General features: G+C 56.1%; 23 protein-coding genes, 3 tRNA genes and 1 other RNA gene. 22 read left to right on the forward strand and 5 right to left on the reverse strand.

Annotated elements, in window-relative coordinates:
- Nucleotides 1–10: 10 nt before the first annotated feature.
- The 18 genes from odhB to LQK91_RS08450 all read left to right on the forward strand — a co-directional run bounded on the left by odhB (nucleotide 11) and on the right by LQK91_RS08450 (nucleotide 13,599).
- Nucleotides 11–1,234, forward strand: coding sequence for a 2-oxoglutarate dehydrogenase complex dihydrolipoyllysine-residue succinyltransferase (gene odhB / locus LQK91_RS08365; protein WP_003853153.1), 1,224 nt, complete (start codon nucleotides 11–13; stop codon nucleotides 1,232–1,234).
- A gap of 67 nt (nucleotides 1,235–1,301) precedes the next feature.
- A complete protein-coding gene (gene sucC, locus LQK91_RS08370; RefSeq protein WP_003853151.1) occupies nucleotides 1,302–2,468 on the forward strand; it encodes an ADP-forming succinate--CoA ligase subunit beta in 1,167 nt (388 codons plus the stop codon).
- Nucleotides 2,468–3,343, forward strand: coding sequence for a succinate--CoA ligase subunit alpha (sucD, locus tag LQK91_RS08375; RefSeq protein ID WP_003853148.1), 876 nt, complete (start codon nucleotides 2,468–2,470; stop codon nucleotides 3,341–3,343). The genes sucC and sucD overlap by 1 nt, the downstream gene beginning before the upstream one ends.
- Before the next feature lie 573 nt (nucleotides 3,344–3,916).
- Entirely contained in the window at nucleotides 3,917–5,488 is a 1,572-nt protein-coding gene (gene cydA, locus LQK91_RS08380; RefSeq protein ID WP_105099404.1) for a cytochrome ubiquinol oxidase subunit I, read from the forward strand.
- A gap of 11 nt (nucleotides 5,489–5,499) precedes the next feature.
- On the forward strand, nucleotides 5,500–6,639 hold the full coding sequence (gene cydB / locus LQK91_RS08385; RefSeq protein WP_105099403.1) for a cytochrome d ubiquinol oxidase subunit II: 1,140 nt from the start codon (nucleotides 5,500–5,502) through the stop codon (nucleotides 6,637–6,639).
- Nucleotides 6,640–6,654: 15 nt separating this feature from the next.
- Nucleotides 6,655–6,759 carry a cytochrome bd-I oxidase subunit CydX gene (gene cydX, locus LQK91_RS08390; RefSeq protein ID WP_072040350.1) on the forward strand — a complete coding sequence of 35 codons (105 nt, stop codon included), beginning with the start codon at nucleotides 6,655–6,657 and terminating at the stop codon, nucleotides 6,757–6,759.
- Nucleotides 6,759–7,052 carry a cyd operon protein YbgE gene (ybgE, locus tag LQK91_RS08395; RefSeq protein ID WP_105099402.1) on the forward strand — a complete coding sequence of 98 codons (294 nt, stop codon included), beginning with the start codon at nucleotides 6,759–6,761 and terminating at the stop codon, nucleotides 7,050–7,052. The genes cydX and ybgE overlap by 1 nt, the downstream gene beginning before the upstream one ends.
- A 178-nt stretch (nucleotides 7,053–7,230) precedes the next feature.
- Complete coding sequence (ybgC, locus tag LQK91_RS08400) at nucleotides 7,231–7,635, forward strand: tol-pal system-associated acyl-CoA thioesterase (protein WP_008925029.1); 405 nt, start codon at nucleotides 7,231–7,233, stop codon at nucleotides 7,633–7,635.
- Nucleotides 7,632–8,318, forward strand: coding sequence for a Tol-Pal system protein TolQ (gene tolQ, locus LQK91_RS08405; RefSeq protein ID WP_003853142.1), 687 nt, complete (start codon nucleotides 7,632–7,634; stop codon nucleotides 8,316–8,318). The genes ybgC and tolQ overlap by 4 nt, the downstream gene beginning before the upstream one ends.
- A gap of 13 nt (nucleotides 8,319–8,331) precedes the next feature.
- Nucleotides 8,332–8,760 (forward strand): colicin uptake protein TolR, encoded by a 429-nt coding sequence (gene tolR / locus LQK91_RS08410; RefSeq protein ID WP_003853140.1) that lies wholly within the window; start codon nucleotides 8,332–8,334, stop codon nucleotides 8,758–8,760.
- A gap of 27 nt (nucleotides 8,761–8,787) precedes the next feature.
- Nucleotides 8,788–10,122, forward strand: a complete 1,335-nt coding sequence (tolA, locus tag LQK91_RS08415) for a cell envelope integrity protein TolA (protein ID WP_008925030.1) — start codon at nucleotides 8,788–8,790, stop codon at nucleotides 10,120–10,122.
- A 115-nt stretch (nucleotides 10,123–10,237) separates the two neighbouring features.
- The gene (tolB, locus tag LQK91_RS08420) at nucleotides 10,238–11,533 is read left to right on the forward strand and encodes a Tol-Pal system beta propeller repeat protein TolB (RefSeq protein ID WP_003853138.1); all 1,296 of its coding nucleotides are present in this window, start codon (nucleotides 10,238–10,240) and stop codon (nucleotides 11,531–11,533) included.
- A gap of 51 nt (nucleotides 11,534–11,584) precedes the next feature.
- Nucleotides 11,585–12,112 carry a peptidoglycan-associated lipoprotein Pal gene (pal, locus tag LQK91_RS08425; protein ID WP_003853135.1) on the forward strand — a complete coding sequence of 176 codons (528 nt, stop codon included), beginning with the start codon at nucleotides 11,585–11,587 and terminating at the stop codon, nucleotides 12,110–12,112.
- Nucleotides 12,113–12,121: 9 nt separating this feature from the next.
- A complete protein-coding gene (gene cpoB, locus LQK91_RS08430; RefSeq protein ID WP_003853134.1) occupies nucleotides 12,122–12,916 on the forward strand; it encodes a cell division protein CpoB in 795 nt (264 codons plus the stop codon).
- Nucleotides 12,917–13,080: 164 nt separating this feature from the next.
- Nucleotides 13,081–13,156: transfer RNA gene (locus LQK91_RS08435), tRNA-Lys, on the forward strand.
- 71 nt (nucleotides 13,157–13,227) lie between these two features.
- Nucleotides 13,228–13,303, forward strand: a tRNA-Lys gene (locus LQK91_RS08440).
- A 46-nt stretch (nucleotides 13,304–13,349) separates the two neighbouring features.
- A tRNA-Lys gene (locus LQK91_RS08445) sits at nucleotides 13,350–13,425 on the forward strand.
- 43 nt (nucleotides 13,426–13,468) lie between these two features.
- A non-coding RNA gene (locus LQK91_RS08450) (RtT sRNA) lies at nucleotides 13,469–13,599 on the forward strand.
- Nucleotides 13,600–13,975: 376 nt separating this feature from the next.
- On the opposite strand, the gene LQK91_RS08455 is transcribed toward LQK91_RS08450, so the two are convergent.
- Nucleotides 13,976–15,451, reverse strand: coding sequence for an AlkA N-terminal domain-containing protein (locus LQK91_RS08455; RefSeq protein WP_105099401.1), 1,476 nt, complete (start codon nucleotides 15,449–15,451; stop codon nucleotides 13,976–13,978).
- A gap of 158 nt (nucleotides 15,452–15,609) precedes the next feature.
- On the opposite strand from LQK91_RS08455, the gene LQK91_RS08460 reads away from it, so the two are divergent.
- The 3 genes from LQK91_RS08460 (at nucleotide 15,610) to pnuC (ending at nucleotide 18,086) form a co-directional block, all read left to right on the forward strand.
- Nucleotides 15,610–16,152 carry a methylated-DNA--[protein]-cysteine S-methyltransferase gene (locus LQK91_RS08460; RefSeq protein ID WP_105099400.1) on the forward strand — a complete coding sequence of 181 codons (543 nt, stop codon included), beginning with the start codon at nucleotides 15,610–15,612 and terminating at the stop codon, nucleotides 16,150–16,152.
- A 126-nt stretch (nucleotides 16,153–16,278) separates the two neighbouring features.
- Nucleotides 16,279–17,340, forward strand: coding sequence for a quinolinate synthase NadA (gene nadA / locus LQK91_RS08465; protein WP_008925032.1), 1,062 nt, complete (start codon nucleotides 16,279–16,281; stop codon nucleotides 17,338–17,340).
- A gap of 23 nt (nucleotides 17,341–17,363) precedes the next feature.
- A complete protein-coding gene (gene pnuC, locus LQK91_RS08470) occupies nucleotides 17,364–18,086 on the forward strand; it encodes a nicotinamide riboside transporter PnuC (RefSeq protein WP_003851908.1) in 723 nt (240 codons plus the stop codon).
- On the opposite strand, the gene zitB is transcribed toward pnuC, so the two are convergent.
- The 4 genes from zitB to LQK91_RS08490 form a co-directional block, all read right to left on the reverse strand.
- A complete protein-coding gene (gene zitB / locus LQK91_RS08475; protein ID WP_105099399.1) occupies nucleotides 18,080–19,069 on the reverse strand; it encodes a CDF family zinc transporter ZitB in 990 nt (329 codons plus the stop codon). The genes pnuC and zitB overlap by 7 nt on opposite strands.
- Nucleotides 19,047–22,103, reverse strand: a complete 3,057-nt coding sequence (locus tag LQK91_RS08480; protein WP_231001616.1) for a hybrid sensor histidine kinase/response regulator — start codon at nucleotides 22,101–22,103, stop codon at nucleotides 19,047–19,049. Before LQK91_RS08480 ends, zitB begins: the two co-directional genes overlap by 23 nt.
- Before the next feature lie 14 nt (nucleotides 22,104–22,117).
- Nucleotides 22,118–22,699: a response regulator transcription factor gene (locus LQK91_RS08485; protein ID WP_008925036.1), complete on the reverse strand. Its 582-nt coding sequence runs from the start codon at nucleotides 22,697–22,699 to the stop codon at nucleotides 22,118–22,120.
- Between the two features lie 98 nt (nucleotides 22,700–22,797).
- On the reverse strand, nucleotides 22,798–23,166 hold the full coding sequence (locus LQK91_RS08490) for a YbgS-like family protein (RefSeq protein ID WP_003851898.1): 369 nt from the start codon (nucleotides 23,164–23,166) through the stop codon (nucleotides 22,798–22,800).
- A 287-nt stretch (nucleotides 23,167–23,453) separates the two neighbouring features.
- On the opposite strand from LQK91_RS08490, the gene aroG reads away from it, so the two are divergent.
- The gene (aroG, locus tag LQK91_RS08495) at nucleotides 23,454–24,506 is read left to right on the forward strand and encodes a 3-deoxy-7-phosphoheptulonate synthase AroG (RefSeq protein ID WP_105099397.1); all 1,053 of its coding nucleotides are present in this window, start codon (nucleotides 23,454–23,456) and stop codon (nucleotides 24,504–24,506) included.
- The last annotated feature ends 67 nt before the right edge of the window (nucleotides 24,507–24,573 follow it).

A 24,573-nucleotide genomic window follows, 5' to 3' on the forward strand; every position in this document is an offset into this window, starting at 1 on the left:
AGGAAAGATAATGAGTAGCGTAGATATTCTCGTTCCCGACCTGCCTGAATCGGTTGCCGATGCCTCAGTGGCAACCTGGCACAAAAAACCAGGCGATGCAGTCACTCGCGATGAAGTGCTGGTCGAAATCGAAACCGATAAAGTGGTGCTGGAAGTACCAGCCTCTGCTGACGGTATCCTGGAAGCCGTTCTGGAAGATGAGGGTGCCACTGTTACCTCCCGCCAGATCCTGGGTCGTCTGAAAGAGGGCAATAGCGCCGGTAAAGAGAGCAGCGCGAAGTCTGAAAGCAAAGAGTCTACCCCGGCTCAGCGTCAGACTGCGTCACTGGAAGAAGAGAGCAACGATGCGCTCAGCCCGGCTATCCGCCGCCTGATTGCAGAGCACAATCTCGACGCCTCTCAGATTAAAGGCAGCGGTGTGGGCGGACGTCTGACCCGTGAAGATGTTGAAAAACACCTGGCCAACAAGCCGCAGGCTGCTAAAGCGGCAGCACCTGCTGCTGATGCGGCTACCGCGCAGCAGCCAGTGGCTAACCGCAGCGAAAAACGCGTGCCGATGACGCGTCTGCGTAAGCGCGTTGCCGAGCGTCTGCTGGAAGCGAAGAACAGCACCGCGATGCTGACCACCTTCAACGAAATCAACATGAAGCCCATCATGGATCTGCGCAAGCAGTATGGTGAGGCGTTCGAGAAGCGTCACGGTGTGCGTCTGGGCTTTATGTCCTTCTACATCAAAGCGGTTGTTGAAGCGCTGAAACGCTATCCGGAAGTGAACGCTTCTATCGATGGAGAAGATGTGGTTTACCACAACTACTTCGACGTCAGCATTGCGGTCTCTACACCACGTGGTCTGGTTACGCCAGTCCTGCGTGACGTTGATGCGCTGAGCATGGCGGACATCGAGAAGAAAATCAAAGAGCTGGCAGTGAAAGGCCGTGACGGCAAGCTGACAGTGGAAGATCTGACCGGCGGTAACTTCACCATTACCAACGGCGGCGTCTTTGGTTCACTGATGTCTACCCCGATCATCAATCCACCGCAGAGCGCCATCCTGGGCATGCACGCCATCAAGGATCGCCCGATGGCGGTCAATGGTCAGGTTGTAGTGCTGCCAATGATGTATCTGGCGCTCTCCTACGACCACCGTCTGATCGATGGCCGTGAATCAGTTGGTTATCTGGTTGCAGTGAAAGAGATGCTGGAAGATCCGGCGCGCCTGCTGCTGGATGTCTGATTTTCACCGGGCGCGCCTGGCGCGCCCAACCTCAATACTCTTTTCAGACCTGAATGGATAGAACATCATGAACTTACACGAATACCAGGCGAAACAACTGTTTGCACGGTATGGCATGCCTGCACCAACGGGTTACGCCTGTACTACACCACGTGAAGCGGAAGAAGCTGCCTCTAAAATTGGCGCAGGCCCGTGGGTAGTTAAATGTCAGGTTCATGCCGGTGGCCGCGGTAAAGCGGGCGGTGTGAAAGTAGTTAACAGCAAAGAAGAGATTCGCGCCTTTGCTGAAAACTGGCTGGGCAAACGCCTGGTGACCTATCAAACTGATGCAAACGGCCAGCCGGTAAACCAGATTCTGGTTGAAGCAGCGACCGATATCGACCAGGAGCTCTATCTGGGCGCTGTGGTCGATCGCGCAACGCGTCGCGTCATTTTCATGGCGTCGACTGAAGGCGGCGTGGAAATTGAAAAAGTGGCGGAAGAGACCCCGCACCTGATCCATAAAATGGCGCTGGATCCGCTGACCGGTCCGCAGCCTTACCAGGGCCGTGAGCTGGCATTCAAACTTGGCCTGACTGGCAAGCTGGTTGGTCAGTTCACCAAGATCTTCATGGGTCTGGCGACACTGTTCCTGGAGCGCGATCTGGCGATGGTTGAGATCAACCCGCTGGTGATTACCAAGCAGGGCGACCTGATCTGCCTGGACGGTAAACTGGGTGCCGATGGCAATGCCCTGTTCCGTCAGCCAGAACTGCGTGAAATGCGCGACCCAAGCCAGGAAGATCCACGTGAAGCACATGCGACACAGTGGGAACTGAACTATGTTGCGCTGGAAGGCAACATCGGTTGTATGGTTAACGGCGCAGGTCTGGCGATGGGTACCATGGACATCGTTAAGCACCATGGCGGTCAGCCAGCCAACTTCCTTGATGTCGGCGGCGGCGCGACCAAAGAGCGCGTAACCGAAGCCTTCAAAATCATCCTGTCTGACGATGCGGTTAAAGCCGTTTTCGTTAACATCTTCGGCGGTATCGTACGCTGTGACCTGATTGCCGACGGCATCATCGGTGCAGTGGCTGAAGTGGGTGTGAACGTGCCAGTAGTGGTACGTCTGGAAGGTAACAACGCCGAGCTGGGCGCCCAGAAACTGGCGGACAGCGGTCTGAACATCATTGCAGCAACCAGCCTGACAGACGCCGCACAGCGTGTTGTTGCTGCCGCGGAGGGTAAATAATGTCCATTCTGATCGACAAAAACACCAAAGTCATTTGCCAGGGTTTCACCGGTGGCCAGGGGACTTTCCATTCTGAGCAGGCGCTGGCTTACGGCACCCAACTGGTTGGCGGCGTGACGCCAGGCAAAGGCGGCACGACTCACCTCGGCCTGCCGGTGTTCAATACCGTGCGCGAAGCCGTAGAAGCGACGGGCGCAACTGCCACCGTGATCTATGTCCCCGCACCATTCTGTAAAGATGGCATCCTGGAAGCGATCGAAGCGGGCATCAAACTGATCATCACCATCACCGAAGGTATTCCGACCCTGGATATGCTGACCGTGAAAGTGAAGCTGGATGAAGCAGGCGTGCGGATGATCGGTCCAAACTGCCCGGGTGTTATCACCCCTGGCGAATGTAAGATCGGCATCATGCCGGGCCACATTCACCAGCCGGGCCGCGTTGGTATCGTATCGCGTTCAGGTACGCTGACCTATGAAGCGGTTAAGCAGACCACTGACATCGGCTACGGCCAGTCAACCTGCGTCGGCATCGGCGGTGACCCGATCCCAGGCTCTAACTTCATCGACATTCTGAAAATGTTCCAGGATGATCCACAGACTGAAGTTATCGTGATGATCGGTGAAATCGGCGGTAGCGCTGAAGAAGAAGCCGCAGCCTTCATTAAAGAGCACGTGACCAAACCGGTTGTGGGCTATATTGCTGGCGTAACCGCGCCAAAAGGCAAGCGTATGGGCCATGCAGGCGCCATCATTGCCGGTGGTAAAGGCACAGCAGATGAGAAATTTGCTGCGCTGGAAGCGGCAGGCGTGAAAACCGTTCGCAGCCTGGCTGATATCGGTGATGCAGTTAAAGCCGTATTACCGGCCAAATAAGTCAGCGTCATCTGAAACTAAGCCACCTTCGGGTGGCTTTTTTTATGTCCGTTATCAACGGGCATAATGCTGGCAGTGAAAGCGAAGAATACGTTGTTAAATAACCTGCTCACCGTTTATCACGTTAAGAAAAAGTGGCAAAGGTAAACTATTTCTTCACGTCTTATTTCATTAATGACAATTTTTTAACAGGAAACTGACCCAGCTCTATCTGGAAACTTATTACGTTAATCCAGATCAATAAATCACGTTTTATATCCAACTATATCTCTGGCAAAGCGCAACGCTAAGGGCGTAAATTGCGCTGCATCAATCCAGCCTTTTACACAAATTTTCATACGTCTGCTCAACCCGGGATGACACCCACTTTTCTCCTGTTAAAGCAGCCGTTAATAAAGCGCTGATTGACATTTTTCAGAGCTGCTTCATTCGTTACTCGCCTTTTCGGGCAGCTCACAGACCTGTTCTGCTGGTAATAAAAAACTGGAATCAATAAACAGTCGTTCCTGACTCCGATTACGTTCGATCTGATCGCGCGCGTGACGGAGACAAAGCGAGGAGCAAGGAGTCCTTATGTTAGATATCGTCGAGCTGTCGCGGTTACAGTTTGCCTTAACGGCGATGTACCATTTTCTGTTCGTCCCTTTAACGCTGGGTATGGCGTTTCTGCTGGCGATCATGGAAACGGTCTATGTCCTGAGCGGTAAACAAATTTATAAAGATATGACGAAGTTCTGGGGCAAGTTATTTGGTATTAACTTTGCGCTGGGCGTCGCTACCGGACTGACCATGGAATTTCAGTTCGGGACAAACTGGTCATATTACTCTCACTACGTCGGCGATATCTTCGGCGCGCCGCTCGCCATTGAAGGTCTGATGGCGTTCTTCCTGGAATCGACCTTTGTCGGCCTGTTCTTTTTTGGCTGGGATCGGCTGGGTAAAGTGCAGCACATGGCGGTGACCTGGCTGGTCGCCCTGGGCTCGAATATGTCTGCGTTGTGGATTCTGGTCGCCAACGGCTGGATGCAGAACCCTATCGCTTCAGAGTTCAACTTTGAAACCATGCGCATGGAGATGGTCAGCTTCTCAGAGCTGGTGCTGAACCCGGTGGCACAGGTGAAATTCGTTCACACCGTCGCGGCCGGTTACACCACAGGCGCGATGTTTATCATGGGCATCAGTGCCTGGTACATGCTGAAAGGCCGCGACTTCGCCTTTGCTAAACGCTCGTTCGCTATCGCGGCCAGCTTTGGCATGGCGGCGGTGCTGTCAGTGATCGTGCTGGGTGATGAGTCTGGTTATGAAATGGGTGACGTGCAGAAAACCAAGCTGGCCGCGATTGAAGCGGAGTGGGAAACCCAGCCGGCGCCGGCGTCCTTTACCCTGTTTGGCTTGCCCGATCAGGCCACTCAGGAGAACCGGTACGCCATTCAGATCCCCTGGCTGCTGGGCCTGATCGTCACCCGATCCACGGATACGCCGGTGACGGGCCTGAAAGAGTTAATGGCACAGCATGAGGTGCGCATCCGCAACGGCATGAAAGCCTACGCCTTGCTGAACGAACTGCGCGGTGGCAGTCAGGATCAGGCGGTACGGGACGCGTTCAACAGTCACAAACAGGATCTCGGTTACGGTCTGCTGCTAAAACGCTATACCGATAACGTGGCGGATGCGACAGAAGCGCAGATCAAACAGGCGACGCAGGACTCTATCCCGCGTGTTGCCCCGCTTTATTTCGCCTTCCGTATCATGGTGTTGTGTGGTGTTCTGCTGCTGGGCATTATCGCGCTGGCGTTCTGGAGCGTGTTGCGTAACCGCATCGGTAAAAATCGCTGGTTACTGAAAGCGGCGCTGTTTGGTATCCCGCTGCCGTGGATCGCAATCGAATCCGGCTGGTTCGTCGCGGAGTATGGTCGTCAGCCCTGGGCTATCGGTGAAGTTCTGCCGACTGCGGTGGCGAACTCTTCTCTGACTGTAGGCGATCTGTTGTTCTCGATGATCCTGATTTGCGGACTCTACACGCTGTTCCTGGTGGCTGAGATGTACCTGATGTTCAAATTCGCCCGCCTTGGGCCGAGCAGCCTGAAAACCGGGCGTTATCATCATGAGCAGATCACGGCAACCACGCAGCCGGTTCGGGGATAAGGAGAGCGACCATGTTTGATTATGAAGTTCTGCGCTTTGTCTGGTGGCTGTTGATTGGCGTGCTGCTAATCGGCTTTGCTGTCGCAGATGGTTTTGATATGGGCGTCGGCATGCTGACGCGCATTCTGGGTCGCACCGATACTGAGCGTCGCATTATGATTAACAGTATCGCCCCGCACTGGGACGGCAACCAGGTCTGGCTTATCACTGCCGGTGGCGCACTGTTTGCCGCCTGGCCGATGGTCTATGCGGCGGCCTTTTCTGGCTTCTACGTTGCCATGATTCTGGTGCTCGCCTCGCTGTTCTTCCGTCCGGTTGGCTTCGATTACCGCTCGAAGATTGAAGACAACCGCTGGCGCGGTGCCTGGGACTGGGGCATCTTCATCGGCAGCTTCGTACCGCCGCTGGTCATTGGCGTGGCGTTTGGCAACCTGTTACAGGGCGTGCCGTTCCATGCCGATGAGTATCTGCGTCTGTTCTACACCGGCAACTTCTTCCAGCTGCTGAATCCGTTTGGCCTGCTGGCTGGTGTGGTCAGCGTAGCGATGATTCTGGCACAGGGCGCAACCTATCTGCAGATGCGCACCACGGGCGAACTGCATCTGCGTTCACGCACCGCAGCACAACTTGCCGCCCTGGTGATGATGGCCTGCTTCATCCTGGCCGGTGTCTGGGTGAAATATGGTATTGATGGCTATGTGGTGACCAGCACGATGGATCACTTTGCTGCCTCTAACCCACTGGGTAAAACGGTAGTGCGTGAGGCAGGTGCCTGGATGGTCAACTTCCAGAACCATCCTGTGCTGTGGCTGTTCCCGCTGCTGGGCGTGGTGTTGCCGCTGCTGACCATACTTTGCTCGCGGGTTGAGAAGGGCGCCTGGGCATTCCTGTTCTCTTCACTGACGCTGGCCTGCGTCATCATGACCGCCGGCATTGCGATGTTCCCGTTCATCATGCCATCCAGCACCGTGCCGGGTACCAGCCTGACGATGTGGGATGCAACGTCCAGCCTGCTGACGCTGCAAACGATGACCGTTGCCGCCGCTATCTTTGTTCCAATCATTCTGATTTACACCACCTGGTGTTACTGGAAGATGTTTGGTCGTATTACCAAAGAGCATATTGAAAGCAACAGTCACTCACTCTATTAATTAAGGAGAAGTCGCATGTGGTATTTTGCCTGGATTCTCGGCACGTTGCTGGCCTGTGCCTTTGGTATCGTGACCGCGCTGGCGATTGAACACGTTGAAGCGCAGGATGAGCCTCACTGATGCGTACGCCAATTCGGATGCTGTATGATCTGATGGATAAGGGCCCGTTACGGGCCCTTTCACTGCTGCTGGCGCTGCTGGCGGCTGGCGGCGTGATGTGGGACCCGACCCGCTTTGCTAACCACGCGGGTCAGCTGCCCGCGCTGCAGGGTCTGGTGCTGATCTGGGCGGTCTGCAGTGGTGTGATTCACGGTACAGGCTTCCGGCCACAGCAAACCCGATGGCAGGCGCTGTTTAGCCCGTTACCCGCCATGCTGGTGTTATTTATCGCGCTTTACCGTTTTAACCTGTAACACCCCGCCTCACCAGCGCTGTCAGTGAATATTTGTCAGCGTCTGGTCAATTAATCTTCCTGAAATCGTTCCATTTGTTACCGAGCGATAATTATTTTCGCCTGGCTCTGACGAGCCATTCCCAACCCCAATTCTCTTGCGTATAGTAGCAACGTTTAAAACGAGGCCGGGATGTAGAGTGAGTACAACGCTGTTTCGCTGGCCGGTTCGGGTCTACTACGAAGATACTGATGCCGGTGGTGTGGTTTATCACGCCAGCTATATCGCTTTTTATGAACGAGCACGTACCGAAATGTTGCGACAGCACCATTTCAATCAGCAGATGCTGTTAGAACAGCAGATCGCTTTTGTGGTACGGCGCATCACGGTGGACTATCTTGCAGCGGCGCGTCTTGATGACCTTCTGGAGATCCAGAGCGAGGTCACCTCAATGACTCGGGCTACCATGACGTTCACTCAGCGTATCGTGAATACTGAAGGCAAAGTGCTCAATGAGGCAGAGGTCCTGATTGCCTGCATTAACCCTCATCTAATGAAGCCGATTGCGCTTCCCAAGTCTATTGTCGCGGAGTTCAAGCAGTGACTGACATGAACATTCTTGATTTGTTCCTGAAGGCGAGCCTTCTGGTCAAACTTATCATGTTGATTTTGATCGGCTTTTCTATTGCCTCCTGGGCCATCATTATTCAGCGCACACGTATTCTGAATGCGGCGGGAAGAGAAGCTGAGGCATTTGAAGACAAATTCTGGTCCGGCATCGAACTCTCCCGACTGTATCAGGAGAGCCAGGAGCGTCGGGAAGAGCTGGGCGGCTCGGAGCAGATTTTCTACTCCGGCTTTAAAGAGTTCGCCCGACTGCACCGCGCTAACAATCATGCGCCGGAGGCAGTTATTGATGGTGCAAGCCGTGCGATGCGCATCTCAATGAACCGTGAGCTGGAAGCGCTGGAAAACCACATTCCGTTCCTCGGTACTGTCGGTTCAATCAGTCCCTATATCGGGCTGTTCGGTACTGTCTGGGGGATCATGCACGCCTTTATCGCGCTGGGCGCGGTGAAGCAGGCAACACTGCAGATGGTGGCACCGGGTATCGCTGAAGCATTGATTGCAACCGCAATCGGTCTGTTTGCGGCAATTCCGGCGGTAATGGCGTACAACCGTCTGAACCAGCGCGTCAACAAACTGGAGCAGGGCTACGACAACTTCATGGAAGAGTTCACTGCCATTCTGCATCGCCAGGCTTTCTCCAGCGATAGCGCTAAGTAAATAGAGGTTAATGATGGCCAGAGTACGTGGTCGCAAACGCCGCGACCTGAAGTCGGAAATCAACATCGTTCCGCTACTGGACGTCCTGTTGGTGCTGCTGCTGATCTTCATGGCAACGGCACCCATTATTACCCAGAGCGTGGAAGTGGATCTGCCTGATGCGACCGACTCTAAAACCGTTTCCAGCGATGATAATCCGCCGGTAATTGTTGAAGTGGCGGGCGTGGGGCAGTACAGCCTGGTCGTGGATCACGATCGAATGGATCAGCTCCCCCCCGAGCAGGTGATCAGCGAAGCGCAGCGTCGACTGGAAGCAAATCCTAAGACGGTGTTTTTGATTGGGGGCGCGAAAGAAGTGCCTTACGATGAAATCATTAAAGCGCTCAACCTGCTGCACCAGGCGGGTGTTAAATCTGTCGGTTTGATGACGCAGCCGATTTAAAATCGAACCGTTTTTTGGGAACCGAGTGTGTCGAAGGCAACCGAGCAAAACGAGAAGTTAAAGCGCGCGATAATCATTTCGGTGATTCTGCATATCGTGTTGATCGCGCTGCTGATTTGGAGCTCGTTTAATGAGCACGTTGACCCCAGCAGTGCGGGTGGCGGAGGCAGCGATATTGATGCTGTGATGGTCGATCCCGGTGCCGTCGTGAGTCAATACAATCGTCAGCAGAACCAGCAAAGCGACAGCCAGCGGGCTGAGCAACAGCGTAAAAAGCAGGCGCAGCAGCAGGCAGAAGAGCTGCAACAGAAACAGGCTGCTGAACAGCAGCGTCTGAAAGCGCTGGAAAAAGAGCGTTTAGCCGCGCAGGAAACCGCGAAAGAAGAGGCTAAACAGCAGGCTGAGCAGCAGAAAGCGGCAGAAGACGCCGCGAAACAGGCTCAGGAACAGCAGAAAACCGCCGAAGCGGCAGCAGCTAAAGCTAAAGCGGATGCGAAAGCACAGGCGGATGCTCAGGCCAAAGCGACTGCTGAGCAGGCGAAGCAGGCCGCAGCCGAAGCAAAGAAGCAGGCTGATCAACAGGCGAAAGCCGCTGCTGCCGCTGCGGCAAAAGAGAAAGCCGTTGCGGAGGCGAAGGCGAAGTCGGAAGCGGATGCAAAAGCGGCGGCTGAGGCCAAAGTGAAGGCGGCTGCGGATGCCAAAGCTAAAGCCGCCGAAGAAGCGAAAGAGAAAGCCGCAGAAGCGAAAGAAAAAGCTGCTGAGGCAGCAAAAGAGAAAGCCGCTGAAGCCGCTAAAGAAAAAGCCGAAGCCGCCAAAGAAGCTGCCAAAGAGAAAGCTGAGGCGGCGAAAGAGGCCGCTAAAGAGAAGGCGGAAGCGGCTGCTAAGGCGAAAGCCGATGCGGCTGCCAAAGCGAAGGCTGAGGCTGCCGCTAAAGCCAAAGCAGATGCGAAGGCGAAAGCTGCCGCCGATGCGGCCAATGACAGCGATGTTGATGATTTGCTGGGTGGACTCACTTCCGGTAAAAATGCACCGAAAAGCGGCACATCAGGTGGCGCAGCGGGGCAGGGCAACCAGAAGAAAGCGGGGGCATCGGGCGCTGAGATCAACTCCTACATGGGTCAGGTGGTGAGTGCGATTCAGAGCCGATTCTACGATGCCGATCTGTATCGCGGAAAAACCTGTGATTTGCGGATTAAACTTGCGCCTGATGGCTTGTTGATTGATGTTAAGTCAGAGGGTGGTGATCCCGCGCTCTGCCAGGCCGCGATTGCTGCTGCCAAACAGGCACGTATTCCGAAGCCGCCTTCTCAGGCGGTCTACGAAGTGTTTAAAAACGCCCCGATGCGTTTTAAACCGCAATAATGCAGTCACGGTCGGCAAGTTGATCTATGTTTAGCTTGCCGTACTTATGTTGTACTCGTGGTTTCCAGGAACAGTGCCAATTATCGTGGACTGAGGTTCAGATAAGGGAGATAAAATGAAGCAAGCTCTTCGCGTTACGTTAGGCTTTTTTATCCTGCTGTGGGCAGCCATGCTGCATGCAGAAGTTCGAATTGAGATCACCCAGGGTGTGAATACCGCGCGCCCGATTGGCGTGGTGCCGTTTAAATGGGCCGGTTCTGGTGCCGCGCCGGAAGATGTTGGCGGCATCGTGGCGGCTGACCTGCGCAACAGTGGCAAATTCAATCCACTGGATCGCTCACGTCTGCCACAGCAGCCAACCAGCGCGCAGGAAGTGCAGCCTGCCGCCTGGAGTGCACTCGGCATCGACGCCGTAGTCGTCGGTCAGGTCGCGTCTAACCCGGATGGCAGCTATCAGGTCTCTTACCAGCTGGTTGACACCGGCGGTGCGCCGGGTACAGTGCTGGCACAGAACTCATATAAAGTGACAAAGCAGTGGCTGCGCTATGCCGCTCACACTGCCAGTGACGAAACGTTCCAGAAGCTGACAGGCATTAAGGGCGCTTTCCGCACCCGCATCGCTTATGTCGTGCAGACCAACGGTGGCCAGTTCCCTTATGAGCTGCGCGTCGCTGACTACGATGGCTATAACCAGTTCGTCGTGCATCGTTCACCACAGCCACTGATGTCGCCAGCCTGGTCTCCGGATGGCAGCAAAGTGGCCTACGTGACCTTTGAAAGCGGCAAGTCCGCGCTGGTGGTCCAGACGCTCTCTAACGGTGCCATCCGTCAGGTTGCCTCATATCCGCGTCACAACGGTGCTCCGGCATTCTCGCCAGATGGTTCTAAGCTCGCTTTCGCACTCTCTAAAACCGGTAGCCTGAACCTCTATGTGATGGATCTGGCGTCAGGTCAGACGCGTCAGGTGACGGATGGTCGTTATAACAGTACTGAACCGACCTGGTTCCCGGACAGCCAGACTCTGGCTTATACCTCCGATCAGGCGGGTGCCCCTCAGATTTATAAAGTCGGTATTAATGGCGGCACGCCACAGCGTATTACCTGGGAAGGCGGTCAGAACCAGGATGCGGATGTGGCAACAGATGGTAAATCTATGGTGATGATTAGCACCAACGGTGGTGCTCAACACGTCGCCAAACAGGATCTGGAAACGGGAGCCGTTCAAACGTTAACGGACACGTTCCTGGATGAAACGCCGAGCCTGGCACCAAATGGCACAATGGTAATCTACAGCTCTACTCAGGGTATGGGTTCCGTGTTGCAGTTGGTTTCAACCGACGGCCGTTTCAAAGCGCGTCTTCCGGCAACTGATGGACAGGTAAAATTTCCTGCCTGGTCGCCGTATCTGTAATGTCTGACACTTCAGACATCGCAAACAATAAACAATAATGGGATTTTTGAAATGCAACTGAACAAAGTGCTGAAGGGTTTGATGCTGGCTCTGCCGGTTCTGGCAGTAGCGGCTTGTAGCTCACACAAAAACAACAACAATGACCAGACTGGCATGGGTGCTGATGGCGCTTACGGTGCAAATTCTGGCATGAACGGCAACGGCGGCAACATGTCTTCTGACGAGCAGGCTCGTCTGCAGATGCAGCAGCTGCAGCAGAACAACATCGTGTACTTCGGTCTGGACAAATATGACGTTCAGTCTGATTACGCACAGATGCTGGATCAGCACGCAACTTTCCTGCGCAGCAACCCATCATACAAAGTGACCATCGAAGGTCATGCGGATGAGCGCGGTACGCCGGAATACAACATCGCCCTGGGCGAACGTCGTGCTAACGCCGTTAAGATGTACCTGCAGGGTAAAGGCGTGTCGGCTGATCAGATGTCTATCGTTTCTTACGGTAAAGAGAAGCCAGCCGTTCTGGGTCATGACGAAGCAGCGTATTCTAAAAACCGTCGTGCCGTTCTGGTCTACTAAGAGAATCACATGGTTAGTAACTTCAGACGTCATCTGTTGAGTCTGTCGTTACTGATTGGCGTAGCGGCCCCCTGGGCCGCTAATGCCCAAGCGTCAATCAGTAGCGTTGGCTCCGGCTCGGTCGAAGACCGTGTCACCACTCTTGAACGAATCTCTAATGCCCAGGCACAGCTGATGCAGCAATTGCAGCAGCAGATGAGCGATAACCAGCGTGATATTGATGCGCTGCGTGGGCAAATCCAGCAAAACACGTATCAGTTGAATCAGGTGGTTGAGCGGCAGAAGCAGCTTTACCAGCAGATTGACACGCTGAGCAGCGCCAGCAGCAACGGCGGGCAACAGGCAGCCGGCAGCGATGCCGCAGCAGATACAGGCGCAGCAGCAACCGCAGGCGCGGCAGCATCAACGGAGAGCGCACCTGCGCAGACCGGCGATGCGAACAGCGATTACAATGCGGCTGTGGCGCTGATTCTGGAGAAGAAACAGTATGACCAGGCGATCAGCGCGCTTCAGGCGTGGGTAAAACGTTACCCTGATTCGACCTATCAGCCGAATGCGAATTACTGGCTGGGTCAGCTGAACTACAACAAAGGCAAAAAGGACGACGCGGCGTATTATTACGCCACGGTAGTGAAAAACTATCCGAAGTCGCCGAAAGCTGCAGAAGCGTTGTTGAAAGTGGGTGTGATCATGCAGGAGAAAAAAGACACGGCGAAAGCCAAAGCGGTCTTCCAGCAGGTGATCAAACTTTATCCAGACACTGAATCTGCTAAACAAGCTCAGAAACGTCTGAGCGGTCTGTAATTTGTCCGGTTCAGACCAGATATCGTGTGATTTCTGGTCTTGCCGTATGAAAGGTAAGCAACTGAAGCGTTTAGCAGAAATAAGAGTTGCGCTACCCCGCTAAATCAGTAATATATGCCGCCGTTGCCGGGACACATTGAAAAGTGTCTGGTAAGCCTGAAGATGGGTCGTTAGCTCAGTTGGTAGAGCAGTTGACTTTTAATCAATTGGTCGCAGGTTCGAATCCTGCACGACCCACCATCTCCTTCAGACGCGCTTTTTACCGCGCAGTTTCAAGAAGAACACTTCAGCATTGCTTCACAACCTAAGATGGGTCGTTAGCTCAGTTGGTAGAGCAGTTGACTTTTAATCAATTGGTCGCAGGTTCGAATCCTGCACGACCCACCATCTTATCTCAGACGCCTGGTGCGCTGAACGGTTGTAAGCCCCCAGCGGGTCGTTAGCTCAGTTGGTAGAGCAGTTGACTTTTAATCAATTGGTCGCAGGTTCGAATCCTGCACGACCCACCAATTAAGAAAGAAGCGCCCTTTGGGCGCTTTTTTCGTTTCCGGGGCACGGACTTTACCGTGCAGGGTGAGAACCTGCAGCAGGTTCGACTGAATCGCCCGGTGATTCAGGCTGATGCGTCAGCATCACCCGGAGGGCGAGGCCCTGGAAGGGCCGAAATCCTGCACGACCCACCAATTAAGAAAGAAGCGCCCTTTGGGCGCTTTTTTCGTTTCTGCTGTATCACAGACTCGCGTTGAATGTAAAAAGCCAATGGCGTTTAAGGTGTTGTGAAGTCTGACCTGGATTGCTGTGAGATCGAGACTGCTTAGGGAACACGATCAGATCGGAAAGACGCAAAAGCCGTCATCCATGACCTGCTCGGCCCGCGCCGTCCTGGCGCGGGACGCTTTCCTCCTCTGATCCTGTTCCCTGCGCATCGAACTTATTCGTTGCTGGAAGATTCAGTCGGGTGCGAGTCTGTAATCAGTCAGGAAGAGGCTCTGCATTTTTAGTTTCTGCGATACCGACTATGCAGGTCAGGGCAGACAATCCGCATCCTTACATTGACCGTCACGGCTTTTTCTTCACCTTCGCCACTGCCAGGCTCTCCCAGATATGCATCACCGCATAGCTGCGCCAGGGACGCCAGGATTGCGAGCGCGCTTCTGCTTCTTTAGATGACATGCCGCCCAGGTTATTACGGATGGCAATGTCCTCTTTGGGAAAAGCATCCGGCCAGCGCAGGGCGCGCATCGCGATATAGTGCGCGGTCCAGGGACCAATGCCCGGCAGGCTGACCAGCTTTTTTATTACCTCATCAGGCGGCTGCGCGGCACTGAGACGCAGATCGCCGCTGGCGCAGGCGGTGGCAAAGGCGATGATGGCGCGGGAGCGGGCAGCGCTGACGATGCCCATCGGCGCAACGTCATCCACCGTCAGCGCTGCGATGCGTTCAGGAAGCGCGGTGTAGCGGGTCAGGTCGGCAAAGGGCGTTTCACAGGGCTCGCCAAAGGCGGCGGCAAATCGGCTGCTGACTGTGGTGGCGGCTTTGACGGTCACCTGCTGGCCGATAATAGCGCGCACGCCAAGTTCAAAAGCGTCGAAGGCGCCCGGCACACGCAGACCAGGATGTGCAATCAGGCTGGGTGCCAGCAGCGGGTCCTGAGCCAGACAGGCGGCGATACGCTGCGGCTGCGCGTCCAGGTCAAACAGATCGCGCAGGCGGCGCAGCAGCAGCGGCAGAACCGGCGTCAGTGAGGTTGAGAGCGTCACCTGCAGCGCGTTCTTCTGCGGCAGATGGGATACACTGACCCAGCCCCGATAACGTCCCAGCGCCACGGTGCGTCGCCAGCAGCCATCTTCCACTGCCTCAACTTCCTTCATCAGGTGTGTCTGCAAAAACCAGAGCATCGCCGCCCAGTCGTAGGGCGGGCGATAGGCCAGCCGCAGCGTCACGCGGTCGCCGGGCTGCGCACGCTTCGCGCCTGTATCGTCGCGGCGCAGCGCGCTTGGCGTCATGCGGTAGCGAGCCTGGAAAACATCATTAAAACGGCGCAGACTGCTGAAGCCACTGGCGTAGGCGACCTCCGTGACCGGCAGTTGTGTTTCTGTCAGCAACTGCTTGGCCAGCAGCATACGCCGTGTCTGCTTCAGCTCCAGTGGTGAGACGCCGAGTTCATGTTGCACGATACGGCGCAGCTGACGCAGGCTGAGACTGAACTCAGCGGCAATCGCCTCCAGACCTTCGCGCTCCTCCAGCATGCCTTCCTCAATGCGCTGAATCAGCTGCTCCGCCACGCGATGCGGCTGATCGACAGGCGCATTGCCGGGTGCCAGCTCAGGCCGGCAGCGCAGGCAGGGGCGAAAGCGCGCTTTCTCCGCCGCCTCGGCGCTGCTGAAGAAAAGACAGTTTTTCTGCATCGGCGCTTTGACCGGGCAAATTGGGCGGCAATAGATACCGGTTGAGGTCACGCCCACAAAGAAAACGCCGTCGAAGCGGGTATCACGTGAGGTCAGCGCCTGATAGGCAATGTCGGGATCGAGCATGGCATTTCTCCGGTAAATAAGCGCAGCCTACAGGGGGGAATCCCGGCAGACTGGCTGTTTTCGGACAGTACAACAGTTTATAACCATGACCGAAAACAGCCAGTCAGGCTGATGAAAAGTGCGATACTGGACGACGGAACCGTGACGGGAGAATCACCATGTACTACTTCAAACAGATAGTTACCCCGGTGGGCGAGCTGAAGCTGGTCGCCAGCGATATCGGCCTGGCGGGGATTTTGTGGGAAAACGACGATCCAAAACGCACCCGGTTTTTACCTCAAACGCGCAATGACGATCATCCCATTCTGATCGAAACCGCGCGTCAGCTCAGCGAGTACTTTACCGGTGCGCGACGCTGTTTTGCGTTGCCGTTCGACATGGTCGGCACCGACTTTCAGAAAAAAGTCTGGCAGGCGCTGGTGGCGATACCGTTTGGTGAGACGCGCAGCTACAGCCAGATTGCACGGGAGATCGGCCATCCACAGGCGGTGCGCGCGGTCGGCGCGGCCAACGGCCGTAATCCACTTTCCATTGTCGCACCGTGCCATCGCGTGATCGGTGCCAACGGCAAGCTGACCGGCTTTGCGGGCGGCCTGGAGACCAAAGCTTTCCTGCTGGCACTGGAAGCGCCGCAGAAAACGCTGGTGCTGGCAGATGAAACGCAGACGGGCAGGGTCGGTGCTGTAACGCAGGCAGAGTAAAAATCTCACGACACAGTGTGGCTTTTCCGTTATCTTGTTTAGCATATAAAACACGACGGCGGATTCATCGCCAAAATTCGCCTCCGCAGGTGATTTTCGTTAATTAGACAAAACGAGAGCTGTGTCATGAGTGTAATGTTCGATCCTGAAAGCGCCGTTTATCCTTTTCCACCGAAACCCGCCCGCCTGAGTGACGATGAGAAGACGTTTTACCGTGAGAAAATCAAAGCGCTGCTGAAAGCGCGAAACGCGGTGATGGTGGCGCACTATTACACCGATCCGGAAATTCAGGCGCTGGCGGAAGAGACAGGCGGCTGCGTCTCCGACTCGCTGGAGATGGCGCGTTTCGGCAGCAATCATTCGGCGACCACGCTGCTGGTGGCGGGCGTGCGCTTTATGGGTGAAACCGCCAAAATCCTCAGCCCCGAAAAAACCGTGCTGATGCCGACCCTGCAGGCGGAGTGTTCACTGGATCTCGGCTGTCCCATTGAAGAGTTTAACGCCTTCTGTGATGCGCATCCCGATCGCACCGTGGTGGTCTATGCCAATACCTCGGCGGCCGTCAAAGCCCGCGCCGACTGGGTGGTCACTTCCAGCATTGCGGTAGAGCTGATTGAGCATCTCGACAGTCTCGGCGAAAAGATCATCTGGGCACCGGATCGTCACCTTGGTCGCTATGTTACCCGGATGTCGGGTGCAGATGTGTTGTGCTGGCAGGGCGCCTGCATTGTGCATGACGAGTTCAAAACCCAGGCGCTGCAGCGCATGAAAGCGCTCTATCCCGATGCGGCGGTGCTGGTGCATCCTGAGTCACCGCAGGCGATTGTCGAACTGGCGGACGCGGTCGGCTCGACCAGCCAGCTGATTCAGGCGGCGAAATCCCTGCCGCATCCGCAGATGATTGTGGCGACCGACCGCGGCATCTTCTACAAAATGCAGCAGGCGGTGCCGGATAAAGAGCTGCTGGAAGCGCCGACCGCAGGTGAAGGGGCAACCTGCCGCAGCTGCGCGCACTGTCCCTGGATGGCAATGAACGGCCTTAAAGCCATCGCAGAGGCGCTGGAGTCGGGTGGGGTGGAACATGAGATTCAGGTGGATGAGACGCTGCGAGAGGCGGCGTTACTGCCGCTTAATCGCATGCTATCCTTTGCAGCGGAACTTAAACTCAACGTGAAGGGCAACGCCTAAGCGTTCCCGGACAGGTGCTCTGCATGGACTTCTTCAGCACACATAATATTCTGGTTCATATTCCTCTGGGTGCCGGAGGCTACGATCTCTCATGGATTGAGGCCATCGGCACGCTGGCGGGCTTACTCTGTATCTGGTTTGCCAGCCTGGAAAAAATTATCAACTATCCGTTTGGCCTGATTAACGTCACGCTGTTTGCGGTGATCTTCTTTCAGATCCAGCTCTATGCCAGCCTGCTGCTGCAGCTCTTCTTCTTTGCCGCCAATCTCTATGGCTGGTACGCATGGAGCCGACAGACCGAAGATCATCAGGCGGCGCTGAAAATCCGCTGGCTGCCGCTGCCTGGAGCGCTGGCCTGGACAGCAGGGTGTGTGATTGCGATTGCGCTGATGACCCTCTATATCGATCCGGTGTTTGCGCTGTTAACCCGTGCGGCGGTAACGCTGATGAACGGTCTGGGCCTGTCGGTGGCGATGCCTGCGCTGCAGCCGGATGCCTTCCCGTTCTGGGATTCCTGCATGATGGTGCTGTCTATTGCCGCGATGGTGCTGATGACGCGCAAATATGTGGAGAACTGGCTGCTGTGGGTCATCATCAATGTGATTAGCGTGATGATCTTCGCCCGTCAGGGTGTCTATGCGATGTCGCTGGAGTATGTGATTCTGACGCTTATTGCGCTGAACGGATCACGTATGTGGATCCGCAGCGCGCGGCAACAGGGTTCCCGCGCGCTGTCAGCTCAGTGAGTGTGCTTGTCGCCTTTAACATGAGCAGGGCCATGATCGTGGTCGTGAGAATGACTGTGGTCATGGCCGGTGGCAGCCGCACTGCCTGAGCCGAGTTCACACTCGGCACCGGCGCAGGGCTGGTACTCCATCTGCACTGTCGCGTGCGCGATCTGATAGTTCTCGCGCAGATAGTCGTGAATGCGATGCAGCAGCGCATCATGATCGTAAGGCGGGATCACCTGCGCATGCAGCGTCAGCATCGGCTTTTCGCCTACCTGCCACAGATGCACATGGTGAATATTACGCACCTCGGCGATGTTCAGGGTGAGATCCCGTGTCAGCTTGTTCACATCCAGTGAATGCGGTGCCCCTTCCAGTAACTCCTGCAGACTCTCACGCAGCAGCGACCAGGCGCTGCGTAGCACCAGCAGTGACACCAGCAACGACAGTATCGGGTCGATGGGCGTCCAGCCGGTCAGCATTATAATTACTGCCGCCACAATCGCGCCCACTGAACCGAGCAGGTCACCCATCACATGCAGCGCCGCGGCCCGCACGTTGAGGTTCTTCTCTCCGCTGCCATGATGCAGCAGCCAGAACGAGAGCAGATTGGCGAGCAGGCCGCCGATCGCGATTCCCAGCATCAGTCCGCCGGTCACCGGTTGCGGGTCGGCAAAGCGGCGCACTGCTTCCCAGACAATCAGCGCAGTTATGCCGAGCAGTGCAATGGCGTTAACAAATGCGGCTACCGTGGTCAGGCGCAGCAGGCCAAAGGTGTGCCGTGCATTGGGTTTACGGCGTGAAAAATGGACCGCCAGCAAGGCCATCAGCAGTGCGGCTCCATCGGTCAGCATATGCCCGGCGTCCGCCAGCAGCGCCAGTGAACCAGAGAGCCAGCCGCCAATGACTTCAGCAACCATGAAGACGACGGTCACCCCGAAGGCGGCCGCCAGACGCGTGCGATTACTATCCTGCCCGCTATGAGTGTGGGTATGTGCCATAAGTTTCCAGTTTTTTCAGTAACCTGTTTGCTAATAATATCAGTAATTGCCACGTCTCAGACGGGTCCTGATGCTGTTTTACCTGCTCCGTCAGTTGCTGGCTGAGCTGCGCGCCATGCTCCAGCCCCACCAGTAAAAAGCTTCCTTTCATCCTGTGTGCCGCCTCAGCGAACGGCGTCCAGTCCGCACGATCATGCGCCGCCTGCATCGCAGCAAGATCCTGCGTAACCGTGCTGTGCAGCGTCTGGCTCAGACGGCTGAGGAATTTGTCATTCTGCTGTGCCAGTTGCCACAGATTGTCATCCAGTGACGCCAGCGGATCGTCCTGCCACGCTTGCTGCCACTCTGCCAGCAACGCGCTGAGATCGCCTAACTGCACCGGTTTGATCAATACCCGCTCCCGCTCCTCAAGCGAGCGCGACAGCAGCTGCGCATCAGCCGAGCAGAGTACCCGCATCGCCTGCCGTCTCCGCTGGCGGTCACGCCGACGCAGTATCCGCAGCAGCAGCGTTCCGTCGGGACGCGGCATCATCTGGTCGATAAACAGCAGGTCATAAGGTTGCTGCGCATCGGCCTGCAGCAGCGCACGTCCCTGCTCAAAGATGTCAGCCTGAATGGCAAAGCGTGCCAGCTGCTGCTGCATCACCAGCAGGTTAGTCGGGTGGTCATCCACAATCGCCACCCGCAGCTGCGGAAAACCGGGCAGGGCGGATTCATCCACGTGGTTTGCTGGCGTGCAGATCTCAAGCGGCAGCGTCACAGTGACCTGAGTGCCGAGCCCCGGTTCTGAGGCGAGCCGGATATCGCCGCCCATCCGCAGCACTATTTCGCGGCAGATAAACAGCCCCAGGCCGCTGCCCTGCACCGAAACTGATTTTCCGGACGGCGCCTGATACCAGGGATCAAACAACTTCTGCTGTTCCTCCGATGGGATACCGCTGCCGCTGTCGCTCACTGTGAGAATCAGCTGTTGATCCTGGGCAGCCAGGGTCAGGTGAATCGTGCCGTGACGCGTAAATTTCAGCGCATTGGTCATCAGGTTGTTGATCACCTGCTGCAGGCGATCGGCATCGATGAGCACCGTGTCAGGCAGCGGCGTCAGCGCCTCGACAATCAGACGCGGCCCGTCACCGCGCATTAACGGGTGATAAAAGTGCTGCTGCTGGCTGAGCCATTGCGCCAGCGCCAGTGGACGGGGTGCCAGGGTAAAACTGTTGCTCTCAATGCGGGCATGGTCCTGCAGGTCATTCAGCAGCGTCAGCAACGATTGAGCGCTGCTGTGAAGCAGCGTCAGGTTCTGGCTGCTGTGCTGCTGTTTTTCCAGCTCAAGCAGCCCCAGGATAGCCTGCATCGGCGTGCGCAGCTCATGACTGACGGTTGCCAGAAACTGGCTTTTCATCGCATTGGCATGCTCTGCCTGTTCACGCTGCTGACGCTCGCGGCGCTGTTGCCAGTAACGGCGAGCCAGCAGCAGCAACAGCAGCACAATGGCCGCACCGGCCACCGCCAGCACCATCATTGGCAGCGAACCCATTGCCATCACGCTGCCGGGCTGCGGCGGGGTAGACCAGCTGTCGCGCATCTGGCTCTGGGTATCAGCCGGGATCTGCTGCAGAGCACGATCCAGCAGCGTGCGCAGCACCGCCTGGTCGGGTGTGACGCCGAGCGCGATGGGCCAGGCGATGTCGCTGGCGGCAAAGGCCAGGTGGATGCGCGCATCATCGCGGCTGGCAATACGCCAGCGGGCGGAAAGCACATTATCGACCAGCACATCGATCTGCCCTTTTGCCAGCGCGTCATAAAGGCTATTACGGTCGGCAAACTGCAGGGGCTGCAGATCCGCAGGCAACAGGCGCAGCGCCAGGTCATCCTGCAATACACCAATCCGTTTGCCGCGCAGGTCGCGCCAGTGCGCCAGCGTGTCAGACTGGATGCTGTAGATGCCCCACAGCGCCCGCCACACCGGCAGCGACGTACTCTGCATCGCATCGCCGTTCAGCGGCTGCATCAGCTGCAGCATCGCCTGCTTTTGCTCAATCAGGGTGCGTGCCTGACGGGGATTGCTGACCCATACCGGCTCAAACTGCAATCCTGTGCTCTGTGCTATCGCTTTCAGCAAGTCCACGCCATAACCTCTGGCGGTGCCGCTGGCATCGCGGTAGCTCCAGGGATAGTTGTCCGGTTCGGCGGTGTAAGTAACGCGCGGATGATCGGCGATCCAGGCGCGTTCAGCGGGGCTGAGCATCAGGGTCTGCGTATCCTGATAGCGCGGCAGGTTACTGCTCCAGCGCGCCTGTAGCGTGTTCATCAGTTCCGCTGGCAACTGACGCAGGCTCTGATTAATCCAGCTGATAAGCTGAGGATCACGTGCCACCGCGCGCAGGTTGAGCTGTCCGGCCTCGATGTGAGAGGCGATCTGGTAAATCTGGCCCTGCTGAAGCTGGCTTAACAAAAAACCGGCGCTGGTCTCATCTGCCACCACATAGTCATTCTGCTGATTGAGCAGGGTGTAGAGCGCCTGCAGATCGCTGCTGTAGCGTCTGAAGCTGTGGCGGGCCGCCAGCGCGGGCGGCAGTTGGGCCAGCGTGCTGTCGCTGATCGCCAGTTGGGCATTCTGGCTGTTAAACATCACGGCACGCTGGTTTTGCTGATTGCGGTAGACCCGCAGCGGGCTGCTGTACCAGTTATCGCTGCTCAGGGTGCCGGCTGGCAGGGGCGTGACCCACATGCCCAGCGCGAAATCAATCTGGCCGCTGCTCAGTGCCTGCATGAGATGCCGCTGATCGCTGTACAGGTTGAGGGTGAACTGCGCGCCGGTCAGCTGTCGCAGCGCGGAAAGATAGTCGGCATTGATGCCATAGAGGTCATTGCCGATGCGCATTGTCCAGGGCGCGTGGTTCTCTTCCAGCAGGCCAACGCGCAGAATTTTGCCCTGCATGGTTTCCGCGTGCGTCACCGGCAGCATCATCGGCAGATTGACGCTGCTCACCGGACGCACCTCAGCCAGCGCGGAGCCGCACAGCAGCATCAGCATCAGCAGAAAAACTCTCACTGCTGTGCCTTCCACAGATCGGCCAGTTCTACCACCGAGCGGGCGCCGGTTTTTTCCAGAATATTTTTCTTATGGGTGCTGACCGTTTTATTGCTGATGTGCAACTGGGCAGCAATTTGCAGATTAGACAGCCCGCTGGCCAGTAGGGCCAGAATCTGACGCTCTTTCTGGGTCAGCGGGAGTTCAGGCTCATCATCCATCTCCGGGAAAGCCGTCTGTCCGCCGAGCACGGCAAGGATAGCGCTGAGCAACTGCGCCATACGCTGGCTTTTCACCACATAACCGGCGGCACCCAGCGCCTGAGCGCGCCGCACATAGTGGCGGGTCTGCTGCGCGGAGTAGATGAGGACCGGGCAATCGGGTCGATGGATCTTCAGGCGACGCAGGAACTCCAGCCCATCACTATCCGGCAGGCCGATATCCAGCACGATAATGTCCAGTGACTGCTGAAGCAGGGGACGGGCGGCTTTTTCACTGCTGGCAGAGAGGAGCTGAACCGGAATAGGTGACTGGCTCAGGGCGGCTTCAAGTGCCACTTCAACCAGCGGATGATCGTCTATCAGAAGCAAAACAGCCATGAAGGATTCCCTGTAAATTTCACAGGATTAGCATAGCGGAAGAGTGGGGCAGAGGGGAGAAAAACCCGGAGAGCCGAAGCGCGCCGGGTTAAACAGAATTACTGGGTGGTGCCGTCGGTTTTGGTATCTACGTCACCGCCGCCCACTTTAGTCTGAACTTTTTTATTAATGTTCGGACATTTGCCATCTTTACACTGGGCGTTCTGGTCCATTTCGTTAGCAGACATATTACCATTGCTGGTGGTGCTGCCAGACGTTGCAGGATTAGTGTTGTTGCCGGTGTTATTAATTTTATCGTTATCAACTTTGTTTGGCGGCAGATTTTCATTTGCGCCGCCCGCTGCTGCACCTGCACTGGCCGCCTGATTAGCTGTACCATTGTTGCTGCTGCTGTCCGCAGCCAGTACCGCACCGCTGCTCAGTGTCATTGCTGCTGTCAAAAAAACTAAGGCAAACTTTTTCATCATTATACTCCCGTTAATAAATGAAGTTGCTTTAAGCCCAGAGGTGCAATTTCGGGTAATAAAATCCCTGACGAAATAAAATTCGCCGGTTGGCTTAAACAGGGTGATTAAATCTGGTAAGCGGGATGTTCCTCAGTGCTTACCAGTAAAAAGTCTAGTCGCTAACCTGATTAATGCAAATATGACCCGCACATTTAACCCGCAGCGGGAATTTACACCCCTGGCGCTTCGGGCTACATTGGGCAGGTTGTGTCCGGCGGGCGCCGGGCCAGAAATAAAATGGAATCAGTATGAATTACCAGAACGATGACTTACGCATCAAAGAGATTAAAGAGCTGTTACCTCCGGTTGCGCTGCTCGAAAAATTCCCGGCGACCGATCGTGCTGCACAGACCGTTTCACAGGCCCGTCAGGCGATTCATCAGATCCTGCAGGGCAAGGATGACCGCCTGCTGGTGGTGATTGGTCCCTGCTCCATTCATGACACAGACGCGGCGAAAGAGTATGCCGATCGCCTGCTGGCGCTGCGTGATGAGCTGAAAGGCGAGCTGGAAGTGGTGATGCGGGTCTATTTTGAAAAGCCGCGCACCACGGTGGGGTGGAAAGGGCTGATCAACGATCCGTATATGGACAATAGCTATCAGCTCAACGACGGTCTGCGTCTGGCGCGTAAGCTGCTGCTGGACATTAACGACAGCGGTTTACCGGCGGCGGGCGAGTTTCTGGATATGATTACCCCGCAATACGTGGCTGACCTGATGAGCTGGGGCGCGATTGGTGCGCGTACCACAGAATCTCAGGTTCACCGTGAGCTGGCATCGGGTCTTTCCTGTCCGGTGGGTTTCAAAAACGGCACCGATGGCACCATTAAGGTCGCGATCGATGCGATCAACGCGGCAGGTTCGCCACACTGTTTCCTGTCAGTGACGAAGTATGGTCACTCCGCGATTGTTGAAACCAGCGGCAACGGTGATTGCCATATCATTCTGCGCGGCGGAAAAGAGCCAAACTACAGCGCGCCGCATGTGGCTGAGGTCAAAGAGGGTCTGGCAAAAGCGGGTCTGCCACAGCAGGTGATGATCGATTTCAGCCATGCCAACAGCAGCAAACAGTTCCAGCGTCAGATGGTCGTGGCAGACGATGTTGCACAGCAGCTGATTAACGGTGAGCAGGCGATTGTCGGTGTGATGATTGAGAGTCATTTGGTGGAAGGTAACCAGAGCCTTGAGAGCGGCGAGCCGCTGGTCTATGGCAAAAGTGTTACCGACGCCTGCATTGGCTGGGAAGATACTGACAAGGTGCTGCGTCAGCTGGCGGCAGCGGTTAAACAGCGCCGCGCTTGATTTGCCTGGCCAGACGTTGTCATCAATAAAAAAAGGCCAGACTTTCGTCTGGCCTTTTTGCCTTTCA

This window comes from Pantoea sp. MHSD4, from assembly GCF_021043305.1.
Classification (GTDB): Bacteria; Pseudomonadota; Gammaproteobacteria; order Enterobacterales; family Enterobacteriaceae; genus Pantoea; species Pantoea eucalypti.